At 71.7% G+C, this 17,772-nt stretch carries 23 protein-coding genes; 16 read left to right on the top strand and 7 right to left on the bottom strand.

Annotation, left to right across the window (positions count from 1 at the left end):
• From atzD to E4O86_RS11100, 8 genes are all read left to right on the top strand, one after another.
• On the top strand, window positions 1-798 hold a 798-nt coding region (gene atzD, locus E4O86_RS11135; protein WP_161140613.1), incomplete at its 5' end, for a cyanuric acid amidohydrolase.
• Window positions 795-2,342 (top strand): ABC transporter ATP-binding protein, encoded by a 1,548-nt coding sequence (locus E4O86_RS11130; RefSeq protein ID WP_205520831.1) that lies wholly within the window; start codon window positions 795-797, stop codon window positions 2,340-2,342. The genes atzD and E4O86_RS11130, both read left to right, overlap by 4 nt.
• A gap of 1 nt (window position 2,343) precedes the next feature.
• The gene (locus E4O86_RS11125; protein WP_161140612.1) at window positions 2,344-3,021 is read left to right on the top strand and encodes a cysteine hydrolase family protein; all 678 of its coding nucleotides are present in this window, start codon (window positions 2,344-2,346) and stop codon (window positions 3,019-3,021) included.
• A complete protein-coding gene (locus tag E4O86_RS11120) occupies window positions 3,018-3,203 on the top strand; it encodes a DUF4089 domain-containing protein (protein WP_161140611.1) in 186 nt (61 codons plus the stop codon). Before E4O86_RS11125 ends, E4O86_RS11120 begins: the two co-directional genes overlap by 4 nt.
• Complete coding sequence (locus E4O86_RS11115) at window positions 3,203-4,612, top strand: AtzE family amidohydrolase (RefSeq protein WP_161140610.1); 1,410 nt, start codon at window positions 3,203-3,205, stop codon at window positions 4,610-4,612. The genes E4O86_RS11120 and E4O86_RS11115 overlap by 1 nt, the downstream gene beginning before the upstream one ends.
• A complete protein-coding gene (locus E4O86_RS11110) occupies window positions 4,609-5,367 on the top strand; it encodes a 5-formyltetrahydrofolate cyclo-ligase (RefSeq protein ID WP_161140609.1) in 759 nt (252 codons plus the stop codon). The genes E4O86_RS11115 and E4O86_RS11110 overlap by 4 nt, the downstream gene beginning before the upstream one ends.
• Window positions 5,364-5,759, top strand: coding sequence for an oxalurate catabolism protein HpxZ (hpxZ, locus tag E4O86_RS11105; RefSeq protein ID WP_343039144.1), 396 nt, complete (start codon window positions 5,364-5,366; stop codon window positions 5,757-5,759). Before E4O86_RS11110 ends, hpxZ begins: the two co-directional genes overlap by 4 nt.
• Before the next feature lie 81 nt (window positions 5,760-5,840).
• Window positions 5,841-6,149, top strand: a complete 309-nt coding sequence (locus E4O86_RS11100) for a hypothetical protein (RefSeq protein ID WP_161140607.1) — start codon at window positions 5,841-5,843, stop codon at window positions 6,147-6,149.
• Window positions 6,150-6,202: 53 nt separating this feature from the next.
• On the opposite strand, the gene E4O86_RS11095 is transcribed toward E4O86_RS11100, so the two are convergent.
• The 4 genes from E4O86_RS11095 to E4O86_RS11080 all read right to left on the bottom strand — a co-directional run bounded on the left by E4O86_RS11095 (window position 6,203) and on the right by E4O86_RS11080 (window position 8,748).
• Window positions 6,203-6,784 (bottom strand): cob(I)yrinic acid a,c-diamide adenosyltransferase, encoded by a 582-nt coding sequence (locus tag E4O86_RS11095; protein ID WP_161140606.1) that lies wholly within the window; start codon window positions 6,782-6,784, stop codon window positions 6,203-6,205.
• A gap of 48 nt (window positions 6,785-6,832) precedes the next feature.
• Window positions 6,833-7,435, bottom strand: coding sequence for an acyloxyacyl hydrolase (locus E4O86_RS11090; protein WP_161140605.1), 603 nt, complete (start codon window positions 7,433-7,435; stop codon window positions 6,833-6,835).
• A gap of 149 nt (window positions 7,436-7,584) precedes the next feature.
• Window positions 7,585-7,776, bottom strand: a complete 192-nt coding sequence (locus tag E4O86_RS11085) for a twin transmembrane helix small protein (RefSeq protein ID WP_161140604.1) — start codon at window positions 7,774-7,776, stop codon at window positions 7,585-7,587.
• A gap of 141 nt (window positions 7,777-7,917) precedes the next feature.
• A complete protein-coding gene (locus E4O86_RS11080) occupies window positions 7,918-8,748 on the bottom strand; it encodes an SDR family oxidoreductase (protein WP_161140603.1) in 831 nt (276 codons plus the stop codon).
• Window positions 8,749-8,857: 109 nt separating this feature from the next.
• Here E4O86_RS11080 and E4O86_RS11075 point away from each other — a divergent pair, with 109 nt between their 5' ends.
• A complete protein-coding gene (locus E4O86_RS11075; RefSeq protein ID WP_161140602.1) occupies window positions 8,858-9,817 on the top strand; it encodes an AEC family transporter in 960 nt (319 codons plus the stop codon).
• Here the strand turns inward: E4O86_RS11075 and gluQRS are convergent.
• Both gluQRS and E4O86_RS11065 read right to left on the bottom strand, forming a co-directional pair.
• On the bottom strand, window positions 9,814-10,686 hold the full coding sequence (gluQRS, locus tag E4O86_RS11070) for a tRNA glutamyl-Q(34) synthetase GluQRS (RefSeq protein WP_161140601.1): 873 nt from the start codon (window positions 10,684-10,686) through the stop codon (window positions 9,814-9,816). The genes E4O86_RS11075 and gluQRS overlap by 4 nt on opposite strands.
• Before the next feature lie 29 nt (window positions 10,687-10,715).
• Window positions 10,716-11,168: a MarR family winged helix-turn-helix transcriptional regulator gene (locus tag E4O86_RS11065; protein ID WP_246206347.1), complete on the bottom strand. Its 453-nt coding sequence runs from the start codon at window positions 11,166-11,168 to the stop codon at window positions 10,716-10,718.
• A 131-nt stretch (window positions 11,169-11,299) separates the two neighbouring features.
• Between E4O86_RS11065 and E4O86_RS11060 the strand changes: the two genes are divergently transcribed.
• The 6 genes from E4O86_RS11060 (at window position 11,300) to E4O86_RS11035 (ending at window position 16,299) form a co-directional block, all read left to right on the top strand.
• Window positions 11,300-12,097 (top strand): creatininase family protein, encoded by a 798-nt coding sequence (locus tag E4O86_RS11060; protein WP_246206343.1) that lies wholly within the window; start codon window positions 11,300-11,302, stop codon window positions 12,095-12,097.
• A 40-nt stretch (window positions 12,098-12,137) separates the two neighbouring features.
• Window positions 12,138-12,350: a cation transporter gene (locus tag E4O86_RS11055; protein WP_161140599.1), complete on the top strand. Its 213-nt coding sequence runs from the start codon at window positions 12,138-12,140 to the stop codon at window positions 12,348-12,350.
• 78 nt (window positions 12,351-12,428) lie between these two features.
• Window positions 12,429-13,613 carry an amidase gene (locus E4O86_RS11050; protein ID WP_161140598.1) on the top strand — a complete coding sequence of 395 codons (1,185 nt, stop codon included), beginning with the start codon at window positions 12,429-12,431 and terminating at the stop codon, window positions 13,611-13,613.
• Window positions 13,613-14,521: a LysR family transcriptional regulator gene (locus E4O86_RS11045; RefSeq protein ID WP_161140597.1), complete on the top strand. Its 909-nt coding sequence runs from the start codon at window positions 13,613-13,615 to the stop codon at window positions 14,519-14,521. The genes E4O86_RS11050 and E4O86_RS11045 overlap by 1 nt, the downstream gene beginning before the upstream one ends.
• 96 nt (window positions 14,522-14,617) lie before the next feature.
• Window positions 14,618-15,265, top strand: a complete 648-nt coding sequence (locus E4O86_RS11040) for a DUF1007 family protein (RefSeq protein ID WP_161140596.1) — start codon at window positions 14,618-14,620, stop codon at window positions 15,263-15,265.
• Window positions 15,266-15,288: 23 nt separating this feature from the next.
• Window positions 15,289-16,299: a nickel/cobalt transporter gene (locus E4O86_RS11035; RefSeq protein ID WP_205520830.1), complete on the top strand. Its 1,011-nt coding sequence runs from the start codon at window positions 15,289-15,291 to the stop codon at window positions 16,297-16,299.
• A gap of 4 nt (window positions 16,300-16,303) precedes the next feature.
• On the opposite strand, the gene E4O86_RS11030 is transcribed toward E4O86_RS11035, so the two are convergent.
• Window positions 16,304-17,065, bottom strand: coding sequence for a gamma-glutamyl-gamma-aminobutyrate hydrolase family protein (locus E4O86_RS11030; RefSeq protein WP_161140594.1), 762 nt, complete (start codon window positions 17,063-17,065; stop codon window positions 16,304-16,306).
• A 136-nt stretch (window positions 17,066-17,201) separates the two neighbouring features.
• On the opposite strand from E4O86_RS11030, the gene E4O86_RS11025 reads away from it, so the two are divergent.
• Window positions 17,202-17,738 (top strand): TRAP transporter small permease subunit, encoded by a 537-nt coding sequence (locus E4O86_RS11025; RefSeq protein ID WP_161140593.1) that lies wholly within the window; start codon window positions 17,202-17,204, stop codon window positions 17,736-17,738.
• Window positions 17,739-17,772 lie beyond the last annotated feature (34 nt).

The following is a 17,772-nucleotide window of genomic DNA, read 5'->3' as shown; positions in this document are numbered from 1 at the left end:
ACGGGGCCGGCGCTCGCCATCGGCTCGGCGCACACCGCCGGGCTCGCGCCCGAGGCGCTCGGCCGCCGCGGCCAGGCCGACATGGTGGCGGAGGGCGTGCGCGCGGCGATGGCGGATGCCGGCATCGAGCGGGCGGCGGACGTCCACTTCGTGCAGATCAAGTGCCCGCTCCTCACGGCCGAGCGGATCGGCGAGGCCGAAGCCCGCGGCGCGCTCACCGCCACCCGCGACACGCTGAAGTCGATGGCCCTCTCGCGCGGCGCCTCCGCCCTCGGCGTGGCGATCGCCCTCGGCGAGATCGACGCCGGGCGCGTGACCGATGCCGCGATCGGCCGCGACCTGTCGCTCTGGTCGGGACGGGCGAGCACGTCGGCGGGCGCCGAGCTGACGAACCACGAGATCGTCGTCCTCGGCATGAGCCGCGACTGGGCGGGCCCGCTCGCCGTCGAGCATGCGGTGATGTCCGACCCGATCGACATCGAGCCCGTGCGCGGCGCCCTCGGCGGATTCGGGCTCGCGACCGCCGGCCAGGTGGCGGCCGCCGACCGGGAGCGGCTCGTCGCGCTGCTGGCGAAGGCCGAGGCCGGATCGAGCGGGCGCATCCGCGGCGCGCGGCACACTATGCTCGATGATTCCGACATCGCCTCGACCCGCCACGCGCGCGCCTTCGTCGCCGGGGTGCTCGCCGGGCTCGTCGGACATACCGAGATCTTCGTGTCCGGCGGGGCGGAGCATCAGGGGCCCGATGGCGGCGGCCCCGTCGCCATCATCGCCCGCCGCGGGGGGAGGCTGCAATGAGCATCGCGCCTGACATCCCGGGAGAAGCGCGCGCGCGGCGTGCGATCGGACTCGAGACGATCGAGATGACCAAGGTCTTCGGACCGCTCGTCGCGCTCGACGATGTCTCCATCCGCGTCCGTCCCGGCACGCTCCACGCCCTTCTCGGCGAGAACGGGGCCGGCAAGTCGACGCTCGTGAAGTGCGTCATGGGCTTCTACCAGCCGACGCGCGGAGAGGTGCTCGTCGACGGGAGAGAGGTCGAGATCCACAATCCGCGCGATGCGCACGGCCACGGCATCGGCATGGTCTACCAGCACTTCACCCTGGTACCCTCGCTCACCGCCGCGGAGAATCTCGTCATCAGCCGGGCGCATCCGCCGGCGGTCATCGACTGGCGGGCGGAGAAGCGGGAGCTCGAGGGCTTCCTGGAGCGCATGCCGTTCCGCGTGCCGCTCGACGTGCCGGTGTCCGGGCTCTCGGCCGGCGAGAAGCAGAAGCTCGAGATCCTGAAGCAGCTCTATCTCGACCAGCGCTTCCTGATCCTCGACGAGCCGACCTCGGTGCTGACGCCGGGCGAGGCGGACGAGGTGCTCGGGCTGCTGCGCGGCATGACGCAAGCGGGCGACCTCACGATCCTGATGATCACCCACAAGTTCCGCGAGGTGGCGGCCTTCGCCGACGAGTTCACGGTGCTCCGCCGCGGGCGCATGGCGGGCAGCGGCACGGTCGGGCAGGTCTCCGTCGACGAGATGAGCCGGATGATGATCGGCGAGACGAAGATCCGCGAGCGCGCGCCGCGCAGGCCCATGGGCGAGCAGCCGGTCCGCCTCGAGATCGCGGGCATCTTCGCCGAGGACGACCAGGGGCTCCCGGCGATCGAGGCGATCAACCTGAAGATCCATGCCGGCGAGATCCTCGGGATCGCCGGCGTGTCCGGGAACGGCCAGTCCGCGCTTGTCGAGGTTCTCTCCGGCCAGCGCGAGCCGACCGAGGGGCGGCTCTTCATCGACGGCAGGCCGTTCGTGCCCAATCGCGAGCAGATGGACAGCTACAAGGTGTTCGGGCTGCAGGAGGAGCCGCTCAGGAACGCCGCGGCGCCGCGCATGACGGTCGCCGAGAACATCTCGTTCCGGGTCTTCGACAAGCCGCCGGTCGCCTCGCTCCGCTGGTGGCTCTCGCCCGCCCCGATGCGGGCGCGGGCGCGCGAGCTGATCGGCGCCTACCGGGTGAAGACGCCCTCGACCGAGGAGCCGATCCAGAACCTTTCCGGCGGCAACGTGCAGCGCGCCATCCTCGCCCGCGAGCTCTCCGGCGAGGTCGAGGTGCTGATCGTCGCCAATCCGTGCTTCGGCCTCGACTTCGCCTCCGTCGCGGAGATCCGTGCGCAGATCATGGAGCAGCGCAACCGCGGCGCCGCCGTGCTCCTCGTTTCGGAGGACCTCGACGAGATCCTCGAGCTTGCCGACCGCATCGCGGTCATGTCGGGCGGGCGGATCGGCTACGTGGTCGCGGCGGCCGAGGCCGACCGCACGGCGATCGGCCGCGCGATGGCGGGGCACTGACATGATCGCCGTGCCCGCTTCGCCGTTTCCCTATGCGCTTCCGCCCGGCCGGACCGCCCTCGTCGTCATCGACATGCAGCGGGATTTCGTCGAGCCGGGCGGCTTCGGCGAGAGCCTCGGCAACGACGTCGCGCGCCTGCAGGCGATCGTGCCGGCGGTCGCCCGCCTCATCGCGCTCTTCCGGTCGCAGGGCTGGCCCGTGATCCACACCCGCGAAGGCCACGATCCGGCGCTCTCCGACTGCCCGCGCTCCAAGCGCGAGCGGGGATCGCCCAGCCTCAGGATCGGCGATCCGGGACCGATGGGGCGCGTGCTCGTGCGGGGCGAGCCGGGCCACGCGATCGTCCCGGAGCTCGCGCCGCTCTCCGACGAGATCGTCATCGACAAGCCGGGCAAGGGCTCGTTCTACGCGACGACGCTCGCCGGCGAGCTCGCCCGGCTCGGCATCACCCATCTCGTGATCGCCGGCGTCACGACCGAGGTCTGCGTGCAGACCACCATGCGGGAGGCGAACGACCGCGGCTTCGAGTGCCTTCTCGTCGAGGATGCGACGGAAAGCTACTTCCCCGAGTTCAAGGCGGCGACGCTCGCCATGATCCGCGCGCAGGGCGGCATCGTCGGCTGGACCGCGCCGCTTGCCGCGCTCGAGACTGCGGTCGGCGGAGCTGCGGCGGCATGAGCGAATCCTTCGACGCGGCGGCGCATTGCGATCACATGGCCGCCGTCATGGGGCTCCCGGTCGCGCCGGAATGGCGCGCGGGCGTGATCGCGAACCTGGAGGCGACCTCTGCCATGGCCGCGTTCGTGCTTTCGTTCCCGCTCGACGATCATGTCGAGCCGGCGCCGGTCTTCGAGGCGTGATGCGGGCGCTGCTCCGCGGGCCGGCGCACGCGATCGTCGCGGCGGTCAAGGCGGGCGAGGTATCCGCGCGCGAGGTGGCGGAGGCCTCGATCGCGATCGCGGAGGCGGAGAACGGCGCGCTCGGCGCCTTCACCGATTTCACCTTCGCCCGCGCCCTCGGGGAGGCGGATACCGTCGACGCGGCGGTCCGGCGGGGCGAGCCGCCGCCGCTCGCGGGCCTGCCCTACGGCGTCAAGAATCTCTTCGACATGGAGGGGGTGACCACCCGCGCCGGCTCCCTCATCAATCGCGGCGAGCCGCCGGCCGGGCGCGACGCCACCCTGGTTTCCCGGCTCTCTGCCGCGGGCGGGCTCCTCCTCGGCGCGCTCAACATGGGCGAATACGCCTACGACTTCACCGGCGAGAACGTCCATGACGGGCCGTCGCGCAATCCGCACGACCCGGCCCGCATGTCGGGCGGTTCCTCCGGCGGCTCGGGCACCGCGGTCGCCGCCGGCATGGTCGCGGCGAGCCTCGGTTCCGACACCAACGGCTCGATCCGCGTGCCGTCCTCCTTCTGCGGTCTCTTCGGCCTGAAGCCGACCTTCGGCCGGCTCTCGCGCGCGGGCACGTTCCCGTTCTGCCCGAGCCTCGACCATCTCGGCCCGATCGCGCGCTCCGCGCTCGACCTCGCGCTCCTCTTCGATGCGCTCGAGGGCCCGGATCCGCGCGACCCCGCGCAGGCGGGCCGGCCGCCGCTCGCCGCGGTGCGGGAGATCGCGAAGGGCGCCGAAGGCCTGCGCGTCGCGGTCGCGGGCGGCTATTTCCGCGAGCGTGCCGGCCCCGAGGCCATCGCGGCCGTCGATCGCCTCGCCGCGGCGCTCGGCGCGGAGCGCGAGGTGATCCTGCCCGAAGCGGCGCGCGCCCGCGCCGCCGCCTATCTCGTCACGACGGCGGAATCCGCCGCGCTCCATCTCGGCCGGCTCCGCCGCCGCGCGGCGGATTACGACCCCGAGACGCGCGACCGCTTCCTGTCCGGCGCGATGGTGCCTGCCGCCTGGCTCGTCGCGGCGCAGCGCTTCCGGTCCTGGTACCGCGAGGCGGTGCGCGGCGTCTTCGAGACGGTCGATCTCCTGCTCGCGCCCGCGACGCCCTTTCCCGCTCTGCCCTCGGGTACGCGGAACGTCCTGCTCGGCGGGGTCGAGGTGCCGGCGCGCCCGAATATCGGGATCTTCACGCAGCCGATCAGCTTCGTCGGCCTGCCGGTGGTCGCGGTGCCGGTCTGGCTTCCCGGCGCGTCCCTGCCGATCGGCGTGCAGGTGATCGCGCCGGCCTGGCGCGAGGATCTGGCGCTCCGCGCGGCGCATCAGCTCGAAATGACGGGCATGGCCGCGGCCCCTGTCGCGGCGAAGGAGGACATGGCTGCATGAACGGGGATGCCCGCTGGGCCGGGCGGAACGGCGAGAAGGACGTGCTCCGGGCGGAGATCTGGGCGAGCCTGGAGGCGAACGAGGTCAATGTCGGCCCGGTCCGGAGCCGCATCCCGAATTTCGTCGGTGCCGACCTCGCGGCCTGGAACCTCGCCCGCCTGCCGCAATGGAAGGCGGCGAAGATCGTGAAGTGCAATCCCGACCCGCCGCAGATCCCGGTGCGTCTCCGCGCCCTCCACGAGGACAAGGTGGTCTACGCGCCGGTCCCGGAACTCACCCGGGGCTTTCCGTTCGTCCGGCTCGATCCGGCGGAGCTCCGCGCGAAGGGCGTCGAGTTCGAGACGGCCGCCACGGCGCAGGGCTTCCTCATGCACGGCACGCCGGTCGAGTTCGACGAGATGGACTTTCTCGATTTCGTCGTCGTCGGCTGCGTGGCGGTGACGCGCGCCGGCGGGCGGACCGGCAAGGGCGGCGGCTTCGCCGATCTCGAACTCGGCATCTTCCGCGAGCTCGGCAAGGTGGACGGCACCACCACGATCGCCACCACCGTCCATTCGAGCCAGGTGGTCGATGAGGCGAAGCTGCCCATGCTCGGGCATGATTCGGCGCTCCATTTCATCGCCACGGAGAAGGAGCTGATCGACACCGAGACGCCGTTCGGCCAGCCGCCCGGCGTGGCATGGGACGTCGTCCAGCCGGACCAGTACGAGAACATCCCGTTCCTGAAGGAGCTCCGCGCGAGGCTCGAGCGGTGAGCGCGCCGGAGATCGACATTCCCGAGGTCAGGGCCGAGGTGGAAGCGGCCTTCGCGGCCTACGAGACGGCGCTCGTGACGAACGACGTCGCCGCCCTCGACGGCTTCTTCCTCGACCGTCCGACGACGCTGCGCTACGGCGCCGGCGAGAATCTCTACGGCTATGCCGAGATCGCCGCCTTCCGCGCCGCGCGCTCCCCGGCGGGGCTCGCCCGCAGCCTGGAGCGGACGGTGGTCACCACCTATGGCAGGGACTTCGCGGTCGCCTCGACGCTCTTCCGCCGCGCCGGCGCGCCGGGCAAGGTCGGACGGCAGATGCAGACCTGGGTGCGGATGCCGGAAGGCTGGCGGGTCGCCGCCGCCCATGTGAGCGTCATCGACGATCCCGGCTGAGCGGGCGCCCGGCGGTGTCCGGGCCGGGCGGCGGCCCTAGATGTCGGCTGGCAAGAGCCATACGAGACGGAAGGGACCGCCATGTACATCGCCCGCTTCTCCTACGACGTCCTGCCGGTCGACCGCGGGCAGGCGATGGAATTCATCCGGCGCGAGCTCGACGAGGCGCGCGAGGCCGGGCTTTCGGCCCGGCTCCTCGTTCCGTTCACGCGCGGCCCGGACTGTCCGGCGCTGCAGTTCGAGATCGAGCTCAGGAGCCTCGACCAGCTCGACCGGTTCCGCCACCAGGGCGCGGGCGAGCGGGCGGACGAGACCGGCGACTGGATGCACGCCTTCAGCCGCATTCTCCGCAGCCCGCCGGTGGTCGAGGTGCTGCGCGTCCACAATTGAGGAGCGCGCCAGCCGCCAAGAGGGGCGCTGCCGCCCGTCGTTCCCGGATCCGCTCAGCGGTTCTTGCCGGGCACCCAGAGCACGTCGGCGCGGCCGCGATCGTTGACCCAGCGGCTCGCGACGAACAGGAAGTCGGAAAGCCGGTTCACGTATCGGAGCGCCGGCCCGCCGACCGTGCCCGGCTCGTGCGCCGAGAGCTCCACCATCAGCCGCTCGGCGCGGCGCGAGATCGTGCGGGCGAGATGAAGCGCGGCCGCCGCGGCGCTGCCGCCCGGCAGCACGAAGGAGCGCAGCGGCTGCAGGTCGGCATTGAGGAGGTCGATCTCCTCCTCGAGCCGCGTCACCTGCGAATCGATCACCTTCAGCGGCTCGTAGGATTTCGGCCTTCCGTCGTCGGGGCTCGCGAGCTCGGCTCCGAGATCGAAGAGGTCGTTCTGGATCCGGCCGAGCATGGCGTCGACGATGTCGAGCGCCGGCGGGAGCGCGGCCCGGGCCGTTCCGACGGCCGCGTTCGTCTCGTCGACGGTCCCGTAGGCGGCGATCCGCAGGTCGAACTTCGGACGGCGCTCGCCCGTGCCGAGCGCGGTCGTCCCGTCGTCGCCGGTGCGGGTGTAGATCTTGTTGAGGACGACCATCGGCGGCTCCTTCCCGGCGGCGCTCCGCCGAACGGGCGCCGCCATCGGCTAGAACTTGTAGCCGACCCAGATCCCGGCATGCGTCAGACCGTCATTCGGGTCGCACAGGCCGCTGTTCGATGAATGGTCGATCGCGCCGATGATGCTCCAGCGGTCGGTGATGTTGACGCCGAGGCCGATGCTCTCGCGGAAGAGGACGCTGCAGCCGGTTTCCGGGCGGTTCTGGACGAGCTGCTCGCCGGTCACGCCGTTATGCACCGTACCGCCGAACGTGCCGGTCACGAAGAACCGCTTGCCGACCGGAATGTCCCAGGTGAGGCCCGCATAGATCTGGCTGGTCTTCCCGGCCGTGGAGACGGTCGTGCCGACATGGGGGCGGGGCCGGAGCAGCACGTTGAGGATCGGGTTCTGCATCTCCGGCACGAAGCGGGAGAAGAGAACCTCGCCGGAGACGAACAGGCCCTCCTCGCGCACATAGTCGCGCTCGTCGACGAAGAGCGTGGCGCCGACCCGCACCTCGTCGATGAACTTGCGGCTCTCGACCGGTTGCGGCGAGAAGAGCTCGGCGCTTGGCGCGGCCGGCGGCAGGTCCGCCGCATAGGCGCAGCCGGAAGCCAGGCTGAGGAGAAGGGCTGTGCCGAGAATGCGCATGACCGGACCCGATTAGGACGGACATGGCTAGCCTCGGGCCGGACGCAATGCAAGGCGGCGGCTCGGGATCGGCGACGGAACCGGCCGTTCTTCCCGGGGATGTAACTGGGATGCGACAGGGGGGCCGGCGCTCGCTCCGCGCCGCCGCGTCAGCGGCCCATGAACCAGAGCGCGGTCATCGCGAGGACGATGGCGACGAACTGCATGACGACGCGGGCGCGCATCAGCTTCTGCGAGGTGCTGGGGCTGCCGCCGCGCATCATGTTCCAGAGGCCGAGGAGAAGGATGAGCACCACGATCGCCATCGCGATGGGCGTGATCACCTGAAAGAGCGAACTCATGACGTTTCCGTGGTGGGCATCGGCCCAATTGAGCGTGCAGGCGGCGCGGTTCAAGTCCGCAGCCGCCGGATCCGCGCGGCATAGCGCAGCAGCGGCGGCCGCGGGAGGTCGCCTCTCCGGCGGTCTTCCCCGCCGGATCCGCTAGCTCGCGCGGCGGAGCAGGCGGTGAAGCGCCGCCCGCGGCAGGATGCGCCGGGCGGCCGCCATCAGCCTTGTCGGCTGCGTCACGTAATAGTGCGTCTTCGGCCGCGGGCTCTCGCAGGCATGGACGAGCGCCTTCAGGACGGCCTCCGGCCCGAGTTCGCCGCGCGTATTGCCGCCCTTCTCCATCGCGCGGAGCCGGCGGCGGTAATAGTCGCGGTGCACGGAACCCTCGACGTCGATGTTCGCGCGGGCGTGCTTCAGCGCGGTCGCCGTGAAGCGGGTCGCGATCGGTCCCGGCTCGATCGTCGCGACATGGATGCCGGCGGGCGCGACCTCAATCCGCAGCGTATCGGAATAGCCTTCCAGGGCGAACTTGGTCGCGTTGTAGGCGCCGCGGAATCCGAGCGCGATGATCCCGAGCACGGAGCTGTTCATCACGATGCGCCCGCCGCCCTGCCGTCTCATGACCGGGACGGCGAGGCGGGTGAGGGCGTGCCAGCCGAAGAAGTTCGCCTCGAACTGCGCCTTGAGGAGATCGGTGCCGATATCCTCGATTGCCCCCGGCTGGGCATAGGCGCCGTTGTTGAAGAGGGCGTCGAGCCGCCCTCCCGTCGCGGCGAGCACCTCCGCCATCGCCGCTTCGATCGAGCCCTCGTCCGCATAGTCGAGGAAGAGCGCCGACAGCCCCTCGGCCCTCAGGCGGTCGAGGTCGGCCGGCGCGCGGGCCGTCGCGAAGACGCGCCAGCCGCGCGCCTTCATGCCGGCCGCGCAACACGCGCCGATGCCCGAGGAGCATCCGGTGATGAGGATCGATCTCGCGTCAGCCATGCGCCCCGCCCGCTTTCCAGCGCGTGCCCCGGGGGTCTATGGCAGTCCGGCGGCTCTCGCCAGAGGGTCCTCTGCAGCGAAGTCCAATGCCGGAGCCCGGCGGAGCCCGTTGAGCGAGATCGTCGATATCGTCCTGCCGATCTTCGGTCTGATCGGGATCGGCTATGCCGCCATCCGGAGCGGGCTCCTGAGCGTCGCCGCCGGCGACGGCCTCTCCGAGTTCGTGTTCACGGTGGCGATCTCAGTGCTCCTCTTCCGCACCGTGGCGACGGCCGATCTCGCCGGCACGTCGCCCTGGCGGATCTGGCTCGTCTACTACGCCGCGCTCGCGATCGTCTGGATCCTCGCGCACCTCCTCATGCGAAGGCTGTTCGGCCGGGACGCCCGGGGCGCCGTGGTCGGCAGCATCGCGGCGGGCTTCGCGAACACGGTCCTGATCGGGCTGCCCTTCGTGCAGCAGATCCTGGGCGACGAAGCGGTCCTCACCGCCCTCGTCATCATCTCCATCCACACGCCGATCATCATGGTGGCGGCCCTCCTGCTCGACAGCTGGGCCATGAAGGCGGACGGCATCCCCGGCGCGGAGCCGGGCGGAGCGCGGGCGCTCCTTTCCGTCGCCCGCAGTCTCGCGCGCAATCCCGTGATCGTCGGCATCCTGGCGGGTCTCGCATGGCGCGCCTTCGCGATCCCGCTCGGCGGACCGTTCGGGAACGTGGTCGATTCGCTCGCGCGCACCGCCGGCCCGCTTGCGCTCGTCGCCTCCGGCATGGGCATCGCCCGCTACGGCCTGCGCGGCCGGTTCGCGCAGAGCAGCGTGCTCGCCGCCCTGAAGCTGCTGCTCCTCCCCGGCCTGGTGGCGGCCGGCGGGCTCGCGCTCGGGCTGCCGCCCGTCGTGGTCGAGGCCTCGACCCTGATCGCCGCCTGCCCGACCGGCGTCAACGCCTTCATCATCGCGGGCAGGCTCCGCACCGGCGAGGCGCTCGCCTCGACCGTCATCACGCTCTCCACCGCCTTCTCTGTGCTGACGATGACGGCGTGGGTGGCGCTGCTGCGGACGGTCCTCGGCTAGAGCCCGAGCCCGGCGATCACCGCCGCCGGCGTCGAGCCCGCCGCGCGCAGCGCCCGTATCGCCTGCGAGCCGCGCGACTTCGAGAGCTTGCGGCCGTCCGCGTCGAGGATCAGGCGGTGATGAAAATAAAGCGGCTCCGGCAGGCCGAGCAGCGTCTGCAGCACGCGGTGGACGGCGGTCGCCGGCCTGAGGTCGAGCCCGCGGACGACATGCGTCACGCTCTGGTGGGCGTCGTCGACCACGACGGCGAGATGATAGCTCGCCGGCACCTCCTTGCGGCCGAGCACGACGTCGCCCCAGGCGCGCGGATCCGCTTCGAAGAGCGCACCGTCCCCCGCCTCGGCCAGCGGGTCCTCCTCGCGCCAGGAGAGGGCGGGCAGGCCCGCGAGCGCCCGCTTCATGTCGAGCCTCAGCGCGTAGGGCCGGCCGTCCGCCATCGCCGCGCGGCGGCGGCTCTCCGGCCAGTCCCGCTCCGGCCCGGGATAGAGCACCGCGCCGTCCGGGTCGCGCGGCCAGGCCCGCCCGGCGCGCTCCCCGGCCGCGACGAGGCGGTTCGTCTCCGCGCGGGTGAGGAAGGCCGGGTAGAGCAGGCCGAGCCGGTCGAGCGCGGCGAGCGCCTCCTGATAGGCCGGAAAGCGCTCGCTCTGGCGGAGCACCGGCTCCGGCCAGCGGAGCCCGAGCCAGGCGAGATCCTCGCAGATCGCCGCCTCGAAGGCCGGCCGCGAGCGGGTGCGGTCGATGTCCTCGATGCGGAGCAGGAATCGCCCGCCCGTTCGGTCGGCCGCACGCGCGTTGAGGAGCGCCGAGAAGGCGTGGCCGCGATGCAGGTAGCCGTTCGGGCTCGGAGCGAAGCGGAAGGTGGGCAGCATCTCGCCGGGATCTCGCTGGCGGCGAGCTTTCAGGCCTGTTCGGCAGCTCCGTCAAGGCCGCCGCCGTCCGCGGCTCCGCGAAGGATGTTCTGCCCGATGCGGTCGAGCATGTGCCGGAGGTGCGCTTCCGCCTCCGGATCGAAGTCGGCGAGGGCATCCGAGTCGAGCGCGCGCCACAGCGCCTCGACGCACGCGGCCGCAGCCTCGCCCGCGGCGGTGAGATCGAGCGCAGCCTTCCGCTGGTCGCCCGCGACCTCCCGCCGCTCGACGAAACCCGCCGAGACGAGGCGGCCGACCGTCTTGGTGATGGTCGGCGCCTTGATGCCGAGTGCCGCGGCGAGCTCCCTCATGCTGCAGCCGCGCATCTGCGCAAGCAGCAGCAGCACCGAATCCTGCCCCGGATGGAGGCCGAGCTCGGCCAGCCTGGCGGCTCTGCGGACGCGATGGGCTTTCGCGATTCTGAGAATCGCCGGGAGAACCATCTCGTCCAAGCTCGGGTCCGACTCGCTCTGGCATTGCGCGGGGCTTCGCTTCTAGGCAAAGCTCGGCCGGCGCGCTGCGTGATTTGACGTATCGTCGTCGCGGTTTCGCCATTTCCCGGAGCGGGTTGCTGATGCCGATGATGGAATGGCAGGCGCTCAGGACGCGCGATTTCGCCCGCCTCGATCCCGCGCGGACCGTCGTCGTCGCCCCGCTCGCCGCCACCGAGCAGCACGGCCCGCACCTGCCGGCCGGGACCGACGCCATGATCGCCGCCGGGCTCCTCGCCGAGACCGGGCGGCGGCTTCCGGCCGGGTTCGACGTGGTCGCGCTGCCGGTCGCCTTTGCCGGGGCGTCGCTGGAGCACGCCCGCCATGCCGGCACGGTCGATCTCGGCGATGCGCTCCTCGTCTCCTTTCTCGAACGGATCGGCGAGGCCGTGGCCGCGGGCGGGCTGCGCAAGCTCGTCCTCGTCAGCGCCCATGGCGGCAATGTCGCCGCGATGACGGCGGCCGCGCTGCGCCTGCGCGCACGGCCCGGCATCCTCGCCGTCCATCTCACCTGGAACCGCCTCGGCTATCCGGCTGGTCTCGTCTCGGACGAGGAGCGTCTCGCCGGCGCCCATGGCGGCTTCGTCGAGACCTCGCTCATGCTGCATTTCCGTCCCGATCTCGTGGACATGACGGCCGCGCGCGACTTCCCCTCGGTCCAGAGCGCGCTCGCCGCCCGCTTCCGCCACCTGCGCGCCTATGGCGCAGTCGGGTTCGGCTGGCTCGCCGGCGATCTCGGTCCGGACGGCGTGACCGGCGATGCGGCGGGGGCGAGTGCGGCTGCCGGCGCCGCGATCGCAGCCCACCAGGCGGCTTGCTTCGCGGACCTCCTGGCGGAGGTCTCCGCCGCCGAGCTCTCCATGCTGCTGGCGGACGGCTGAGCGCCACTCCATTTCAGGGGAGCAGAGGAGAGGTTCGCGCATGGATCACGTCGAACTCAAGATCGTCGCATTCGAAGGCGCGGCGGCGGCGCAGAAGATCGAGGACGCGCTGCTCTGCGTGCCGGGCGTGATCAGCGCCCGGGTCGATCTCGGCACCCGCAAGGCCGACATCGAGCACGGCGAGACGGTCACCACCCAGCAGCTCGTCGATGCCGTGACGCGCGCCGGCTACGAGGCCGAGGTCCTCGGCTGAGGGTTGCCGCGGCGGGGCCTTCCGCTAGGGTGCCCCGGCCGGCGCGTGCCGGCCGTCGAACCTGACCGGAGCCTGCCCATGCTCGTCGAGCGCGATGATGTCGGAGCCTTCGTGCCCTATGCCGCGGTGCCGGTCCCTTCGGCCGCGGGCGGCCCGCTCGCGGGCCTCGCCTTCGCCGTCAAGGATCTCTTCGACGTCGCCGGCTATCCGACCGGCTGCGGCAGCCCGCTCAAGCAGGCCGAGAGCCCGATCGCGGCCGCGAGCGCGCCGGTCGTCCAGCGCATGCTCGATGCCGGCGCCCGCTTTCTCGGCAAGACCAACACCGACGAACTGGCCTTTTCGCTCAACGGCCAGAACATCCACACCGGCTCGCCGGTCAATCCCCGGGCGCCGGGCCGCATCACCGGCGGCTCCTCCTCCGGATCCGCGGCGGCGGTGGCGGCAGGGCTCTGCGATTTCGCCATCGGGTCGGACACCGGCGGCTCGATCCGGGCGCCGGCGAGCTATTGCGGCCTGTTCGGGATCCGCCCGAGCCACGGCCGCGTCCCGCTCGACGCCGTGATGCCGCTCGCACCGTCTTTCGACACGCCGGGCTATTTCGCCGATTCCGGCGCCGTCTTCGCGAAGGTGGCTCCGGTCTTCCTCGGCGAGGACCCGAAGCCGTTCCGCCTGCAGCGGCTCCTCCGCGCCGAAGATGCCTTCGCCCTCCTCCTCTCCGGCGCGGAGGCGGAGGCGCTGGCCCCGGCCGAGGCGAAGGTCGCGGCCCGGCTCGGTCCGGCGGAGGGGGTGATTGTCGCGACGGAGGGGCTCGAGCGCTGGTACTGGGTTTTCCGTCACCTCCAGGCCTGGGAGGCCTGGCAGAGCCACGGCGCCTGGATCGAGGACCGCGACCCCGTGATGACGCCGGGCGTGCGCGAGCGTTTCGAGTTCGGGCGGTCCGTCACGCCCGCCCAGAAGGCCGAGGCGGAGAGTGCGCGCGCCGCGATCCGCCGGCGTCTCGACGCGCTTCTCGGGGAGGACGCGGTGCTGATGCTCCCCTCCGCACCCTCGATCGCGCCGGAGAGCGGGCTTTCCGGCGAGGGGCTGCAGGCGTTCCGGGAGCGCGCGCTCTGCATCCTCGCCATTGCCGGTCTTTCCGGCCTTCCCCAGGTGTCGATCCCGCTCGCCGGGATGGACGGCTGCCCGCTCGGGCTTTCGCTGCTCGGGCCGCGCGGATCCGACCGGGCGCTCGTCGAGCTCGCCGTCGGCATAGCGGCGGGCTGATGGACACGATCACGCGGATGCGCGCCTTCGTCGCGGTGGTCGATTCCGGCGGCTTCTCGGCCGCGGCCCGGCAGACCGGGCGATCGAAGGCGCTGATGTCGAAATATGTCGCCGAGCTCGAGGAGGAGCTCGGCGCCCGCCTCCTCAACCGCACCACGCGCCAGCTCTCGCTGACGGAGGCGGGCGAGGCCGCCTATGCCGAGGGGCAGGAGATCCTGAAGCGCGTCGACCATCTGCGCGAGATCCTCGAGGCGAGCAGCCACGTTCCCCAGGGGCGACTCCGCATCTCCGCCCCGCGCGCCATCGGCGAGAGCGATCTCAGCCGCGCCATGATGGAGTTCCTCGGCCGCCACCCCGACATCCGGCTGGAGCTTCACCTCGAGGACCGCTTCGTGGATGTCGTCGAGGAGGGCTATGACTGCGCCATCAGGATCACGGCGCTCACCGATTCGAGCCTCATCGCGCGCAAGCTCGCGGATTTTCGCGTGGCCGTCTACGCGGCCCCGGAGGTGCTCGCGAGCCACGGCCGGCCGCATCATCCCTCCGAGCTCGCCGGCATGCCCTGCATCATCGACACCAATGTCAGGTCGCGGGCGAACTGGCAGTTTCGCGAGGGCGACAGCCGCTTCTCCGTCACGGTCGCCGGGCGCGTGGAGGTGAACAGCCCGGTCGCCGCCGCCGCGGCCGCGCTTGCCGGCTTCGGGTTCGCGCGCGGGCCGTGGCTCCTCGTGCGCGACCACGTCCGTGACGGCCGGCTTGTCACGGTGCTCGACGAATACGAGCTCGACGGCCTCGGCGTGTTCGCGATCTATCCGCACCGGGAGCGCATGCCGGTCAAGGTGCGCGCCTTCATAGACCATCTCGTCGCGTGGTATCAGGCGGAGCGGAAGGCCGGCCGGAGCCCCTGAAATGGCTGAGAGCCGAGCGCCGCGGGATCCGACCATCTTTCCGCCCGCTTCGCCGCGCTCTCACTGTTCCGCGTTCGCGGTGAGAGGGGAGAAACCGTGCTTCTGAGATCGTTGCTGGCGGCGATGCTTTCCGGGGTCCTGCTCGGGTCCGCGCAGGCGCATCCCCATGTCTGGGTGGATGCGGCCTCCGAGATCGTGTTCGACAAGGCCGGCGCGATCGTCGCGGTCCGGCATCATTGGCGCTTCGACGAGGCCTTCTCCTCCTTCGCGGTGCAGGGGCTCGACACCGACGGCGACGGCAAGCTCACCAAGGAAGAGCTGCAGCCGCTTGCGCAGGTGAACGTCGAATCGCTGGCGGAATACGACTTCTTCACCTGGCTCGGGATCGGCGACAAGGCGTCCGATTTCGCGGCGCCGACGGATTACTGGCTCGACGACGACAGAGGCCGGCTGATCCTCCATTACACCCTGCCGCTGAAGAAGCCTCTGAAGCCAAGCGGCACCGTCGAGATCGAGATCGGCGACCCGGAATATTTCGTCGCCTTCTCGCTTCCCAGCAAGCAGGCGGTGCGCCTCGTGGATGCGCCGGCAGGCTGCGCCCTCGTGGTCACGCCGGCCAAGGTCCTTTCGCCGCAGGCGCAGGCCGCGCTCGCGGCGGTCGGGGCGGATCAGCGCGAGCTGCCGCCGGAGCTTCAGGACCTCACGGAAGGCACCGACAATTCCGCGGCGGTCGCCTGCAAATGAGGAGACGGGCCTGCAGCCCGGCATTGGGCGCCCTGGTGTTCGCCGCCGCGGCGCTCGTTTCCTTAGGCAGCGCCCACGGCGCGGCTTCACCCTTCGGGGTCGGGCTGCCGGAACAGGGGGGCGCCGGCTGGCTGCCCTGGATCGCCGCATGGCAGCGGGAGTTCTATCGCGAGCTCACCGGCGCGCTCAAAGGCCTGCATGGCGACGGCCGGACGTTCTGGTGGCTCGCGGGGCTCTCCTTCACCTACGGCATCGTCCACGCGGCCGGACCGGGACACGGCAAGGTGGTGATCTCGTCCTATCTGCTCGCGACCGGGCAGAGCGCGAAGCGCGGCATCGCGATCGCGCTTCTCGCGGCGCTCGCGCAGGCCGGCGTCGCGATCCTGATCGTCGCCATCATGGCGGCCGCGCTCCGGATGACGAGCTTCGCGATCACCGACACCGCGCGCCTGCTCGAGGTCGGCAGCTACGGCCTCATCGCCGCGCTCGGCATCGCGATCCTCGTCCGGAAGGGACGCGAGGCCCTCGCGATGCTCGCGCCGGCGGGCGGGCGCGGCACGGCGGCGGTCTCCGGCCACCATGCCGGTCATCATCGCCATGCCGGCGGCGGCCATGACCACGCCCATGGCCATGATCATGACCACGGGCACGCCCATGACGGATGCGGCTGCGGCCACAGCCACGTGCCGACGCCGGACATGGCCGCCCGCGTCCACGGAATCCGCGGCGCGGCCGCGGCGATCCTCTCCGTCGGCGTGCGTCCCTGCACCGGCGCGCTGATCGTGCTCGTCTTCGCCCTGGCGCAGGGCATCTTCTGGGCCGGGATCGCCTCGACCGTGCTGATGGCCTTCGGCACGGCGCTCGCGGTCGCCGCGCTTGCGGCGTTCGCCGTCGGCGCGAAGTCCGCCGCGCTCAAGGTGCTCGGCGCCGAGACCCGGCTCGGCTCGCTCGTCGTTCTCGGCGGCGAGACGGCGGCGGCCGTCGCGATCACCGCCTTCGGGCTCCTCCTTCTCGCCGGCGCGCTCTACGGCTGACCGGCTATTCGGCGGCGGCCGGGAAGGCGCGGCGCATGCGCGCGCCGACCGCCTCCGCGAAGGCGGCGAAGATCGCCCTGGAGGGCGCGTCCGAGGCGGCCCAGTATTCCGGATGCCATTGCACCCCGATCGCGAAGCTCTTCGCGTCGGCGACCCGCACCGCCTCGATGGTGCCGTCCGGGGCATGGCCTTCCACGACGAGGCCGGGCGCGAGCCGGTCGATCACCTGCCGGTGCAGCGAGTTCACCTCGATTTCGGTGCGGCCGAGGGCGCGGGCGAGGATGCCGTCCGGCACGAACCGGACCCGGTGCGCCAAGGCGAACCGGACGTCCTGGTCGTCCGAATTTTTCGAGCGGTGGTCGAGCGAGCCGGGCCGCTCCTGCGCCTCGGTGGCAAGCGTTCCCCCCAGCGCGACGTTGAGCTCCTGGAAGCCGCGGCAGATCGCGAGGAGCGGCAGCCCGGCGGCGAGCGTGGCGCGCACCAGCGGCAGCGTCGTCGCGTCGCGGTCGAAATCGTAGGGCTCGTGGCGCTCGGACGGCGGGTGGCCGTAGCGCGCCGGGTGGACGTTGCTGCGCGAGCCGGTGAGGAGCACGCCGTCGACGCGGGCAAGCGCATCCTCGATCGGAAGGGCGCCCGGCAGGTCGGGCAGGATGAGCGGGATGAGGCCCATCCCCGCCAGCGCCTCGAGATAGGTGTGCGGCGCGGCGTGCCAGCGATAGCCGTCGGCGGGCCGGACGTCGGCGGATACGAGTACAATCGGGGTCATCGTCGATCCATGGCAGCGCCTTCGCGGCGCCTTCGCGGCAGGCGCGCCGGTAGGGAGCGTCATTCCGCCATTGAGGCGGGTGGCGTTCCTTCCTAGGAAGGGGCGGCCCGCCCCGGGCGAACGGAGCCCGTGCCCGATGCGCGTCGCCGAGCGCCTCATCTCTAGCATCGACCGGCTCGACCGATCCATCGGCGAGATCGTGAAATGGCTCGTCGTGGCGATGGTGCTCGTCGAGTTCGCGAACGTCGTGCTCCGCTACGTCTTCGCAATCGGCATCCTCGCCGCGCAGCAATCGGTCGTGTACATGCACGCGCTCGTCTTCATGCTGGCGGCCGGCTACGCGCTGATGGCGGACGCCCATGTGCGGATCGACATCCTTTACCGCGAGGCGCCGCCGCGCCGGCGGGCTCTCGTCGACCTCGCGGGCGCGCTCCTCCTGCTCCTCCCGTTCTGCGCGGCCGTCTTCTGGCTGGCGCTCCCCTATGTCGGGCACGCCTGGGCGGCGCTCGAAGGCTCGACCGAGACCGGCGGCCTGCCCTTCGTCTATCTGCTGAAGAGCGTGATCCTCCTCTTCGCGATCCTGCTCGCGCTCCAAGGGCTCGCGCTCGCGCTCCGCGCCGGCCTGGCGCTCGGCACCGGAGCCGGGCGCTACGACGCGGCGGCGCGCGGCTGAAGGCGGCGGCGTGGCGCTTCCCGAGCTCCTCTGC

Source organism: Propylenella binzhouense (assembly GCF_009866965.1).
GTDB lineage: Bacteria > Pseudomonadota > Alphaproteobacteria > Rhizobiales > Afifellaceae > Propylenella > Propylenella binzhouense.
The sequence above is the reverse complement of the archived record's forward strand: the minus strand, read 5'-3'. Positions and strand labels throughout refer to the sequence as shown.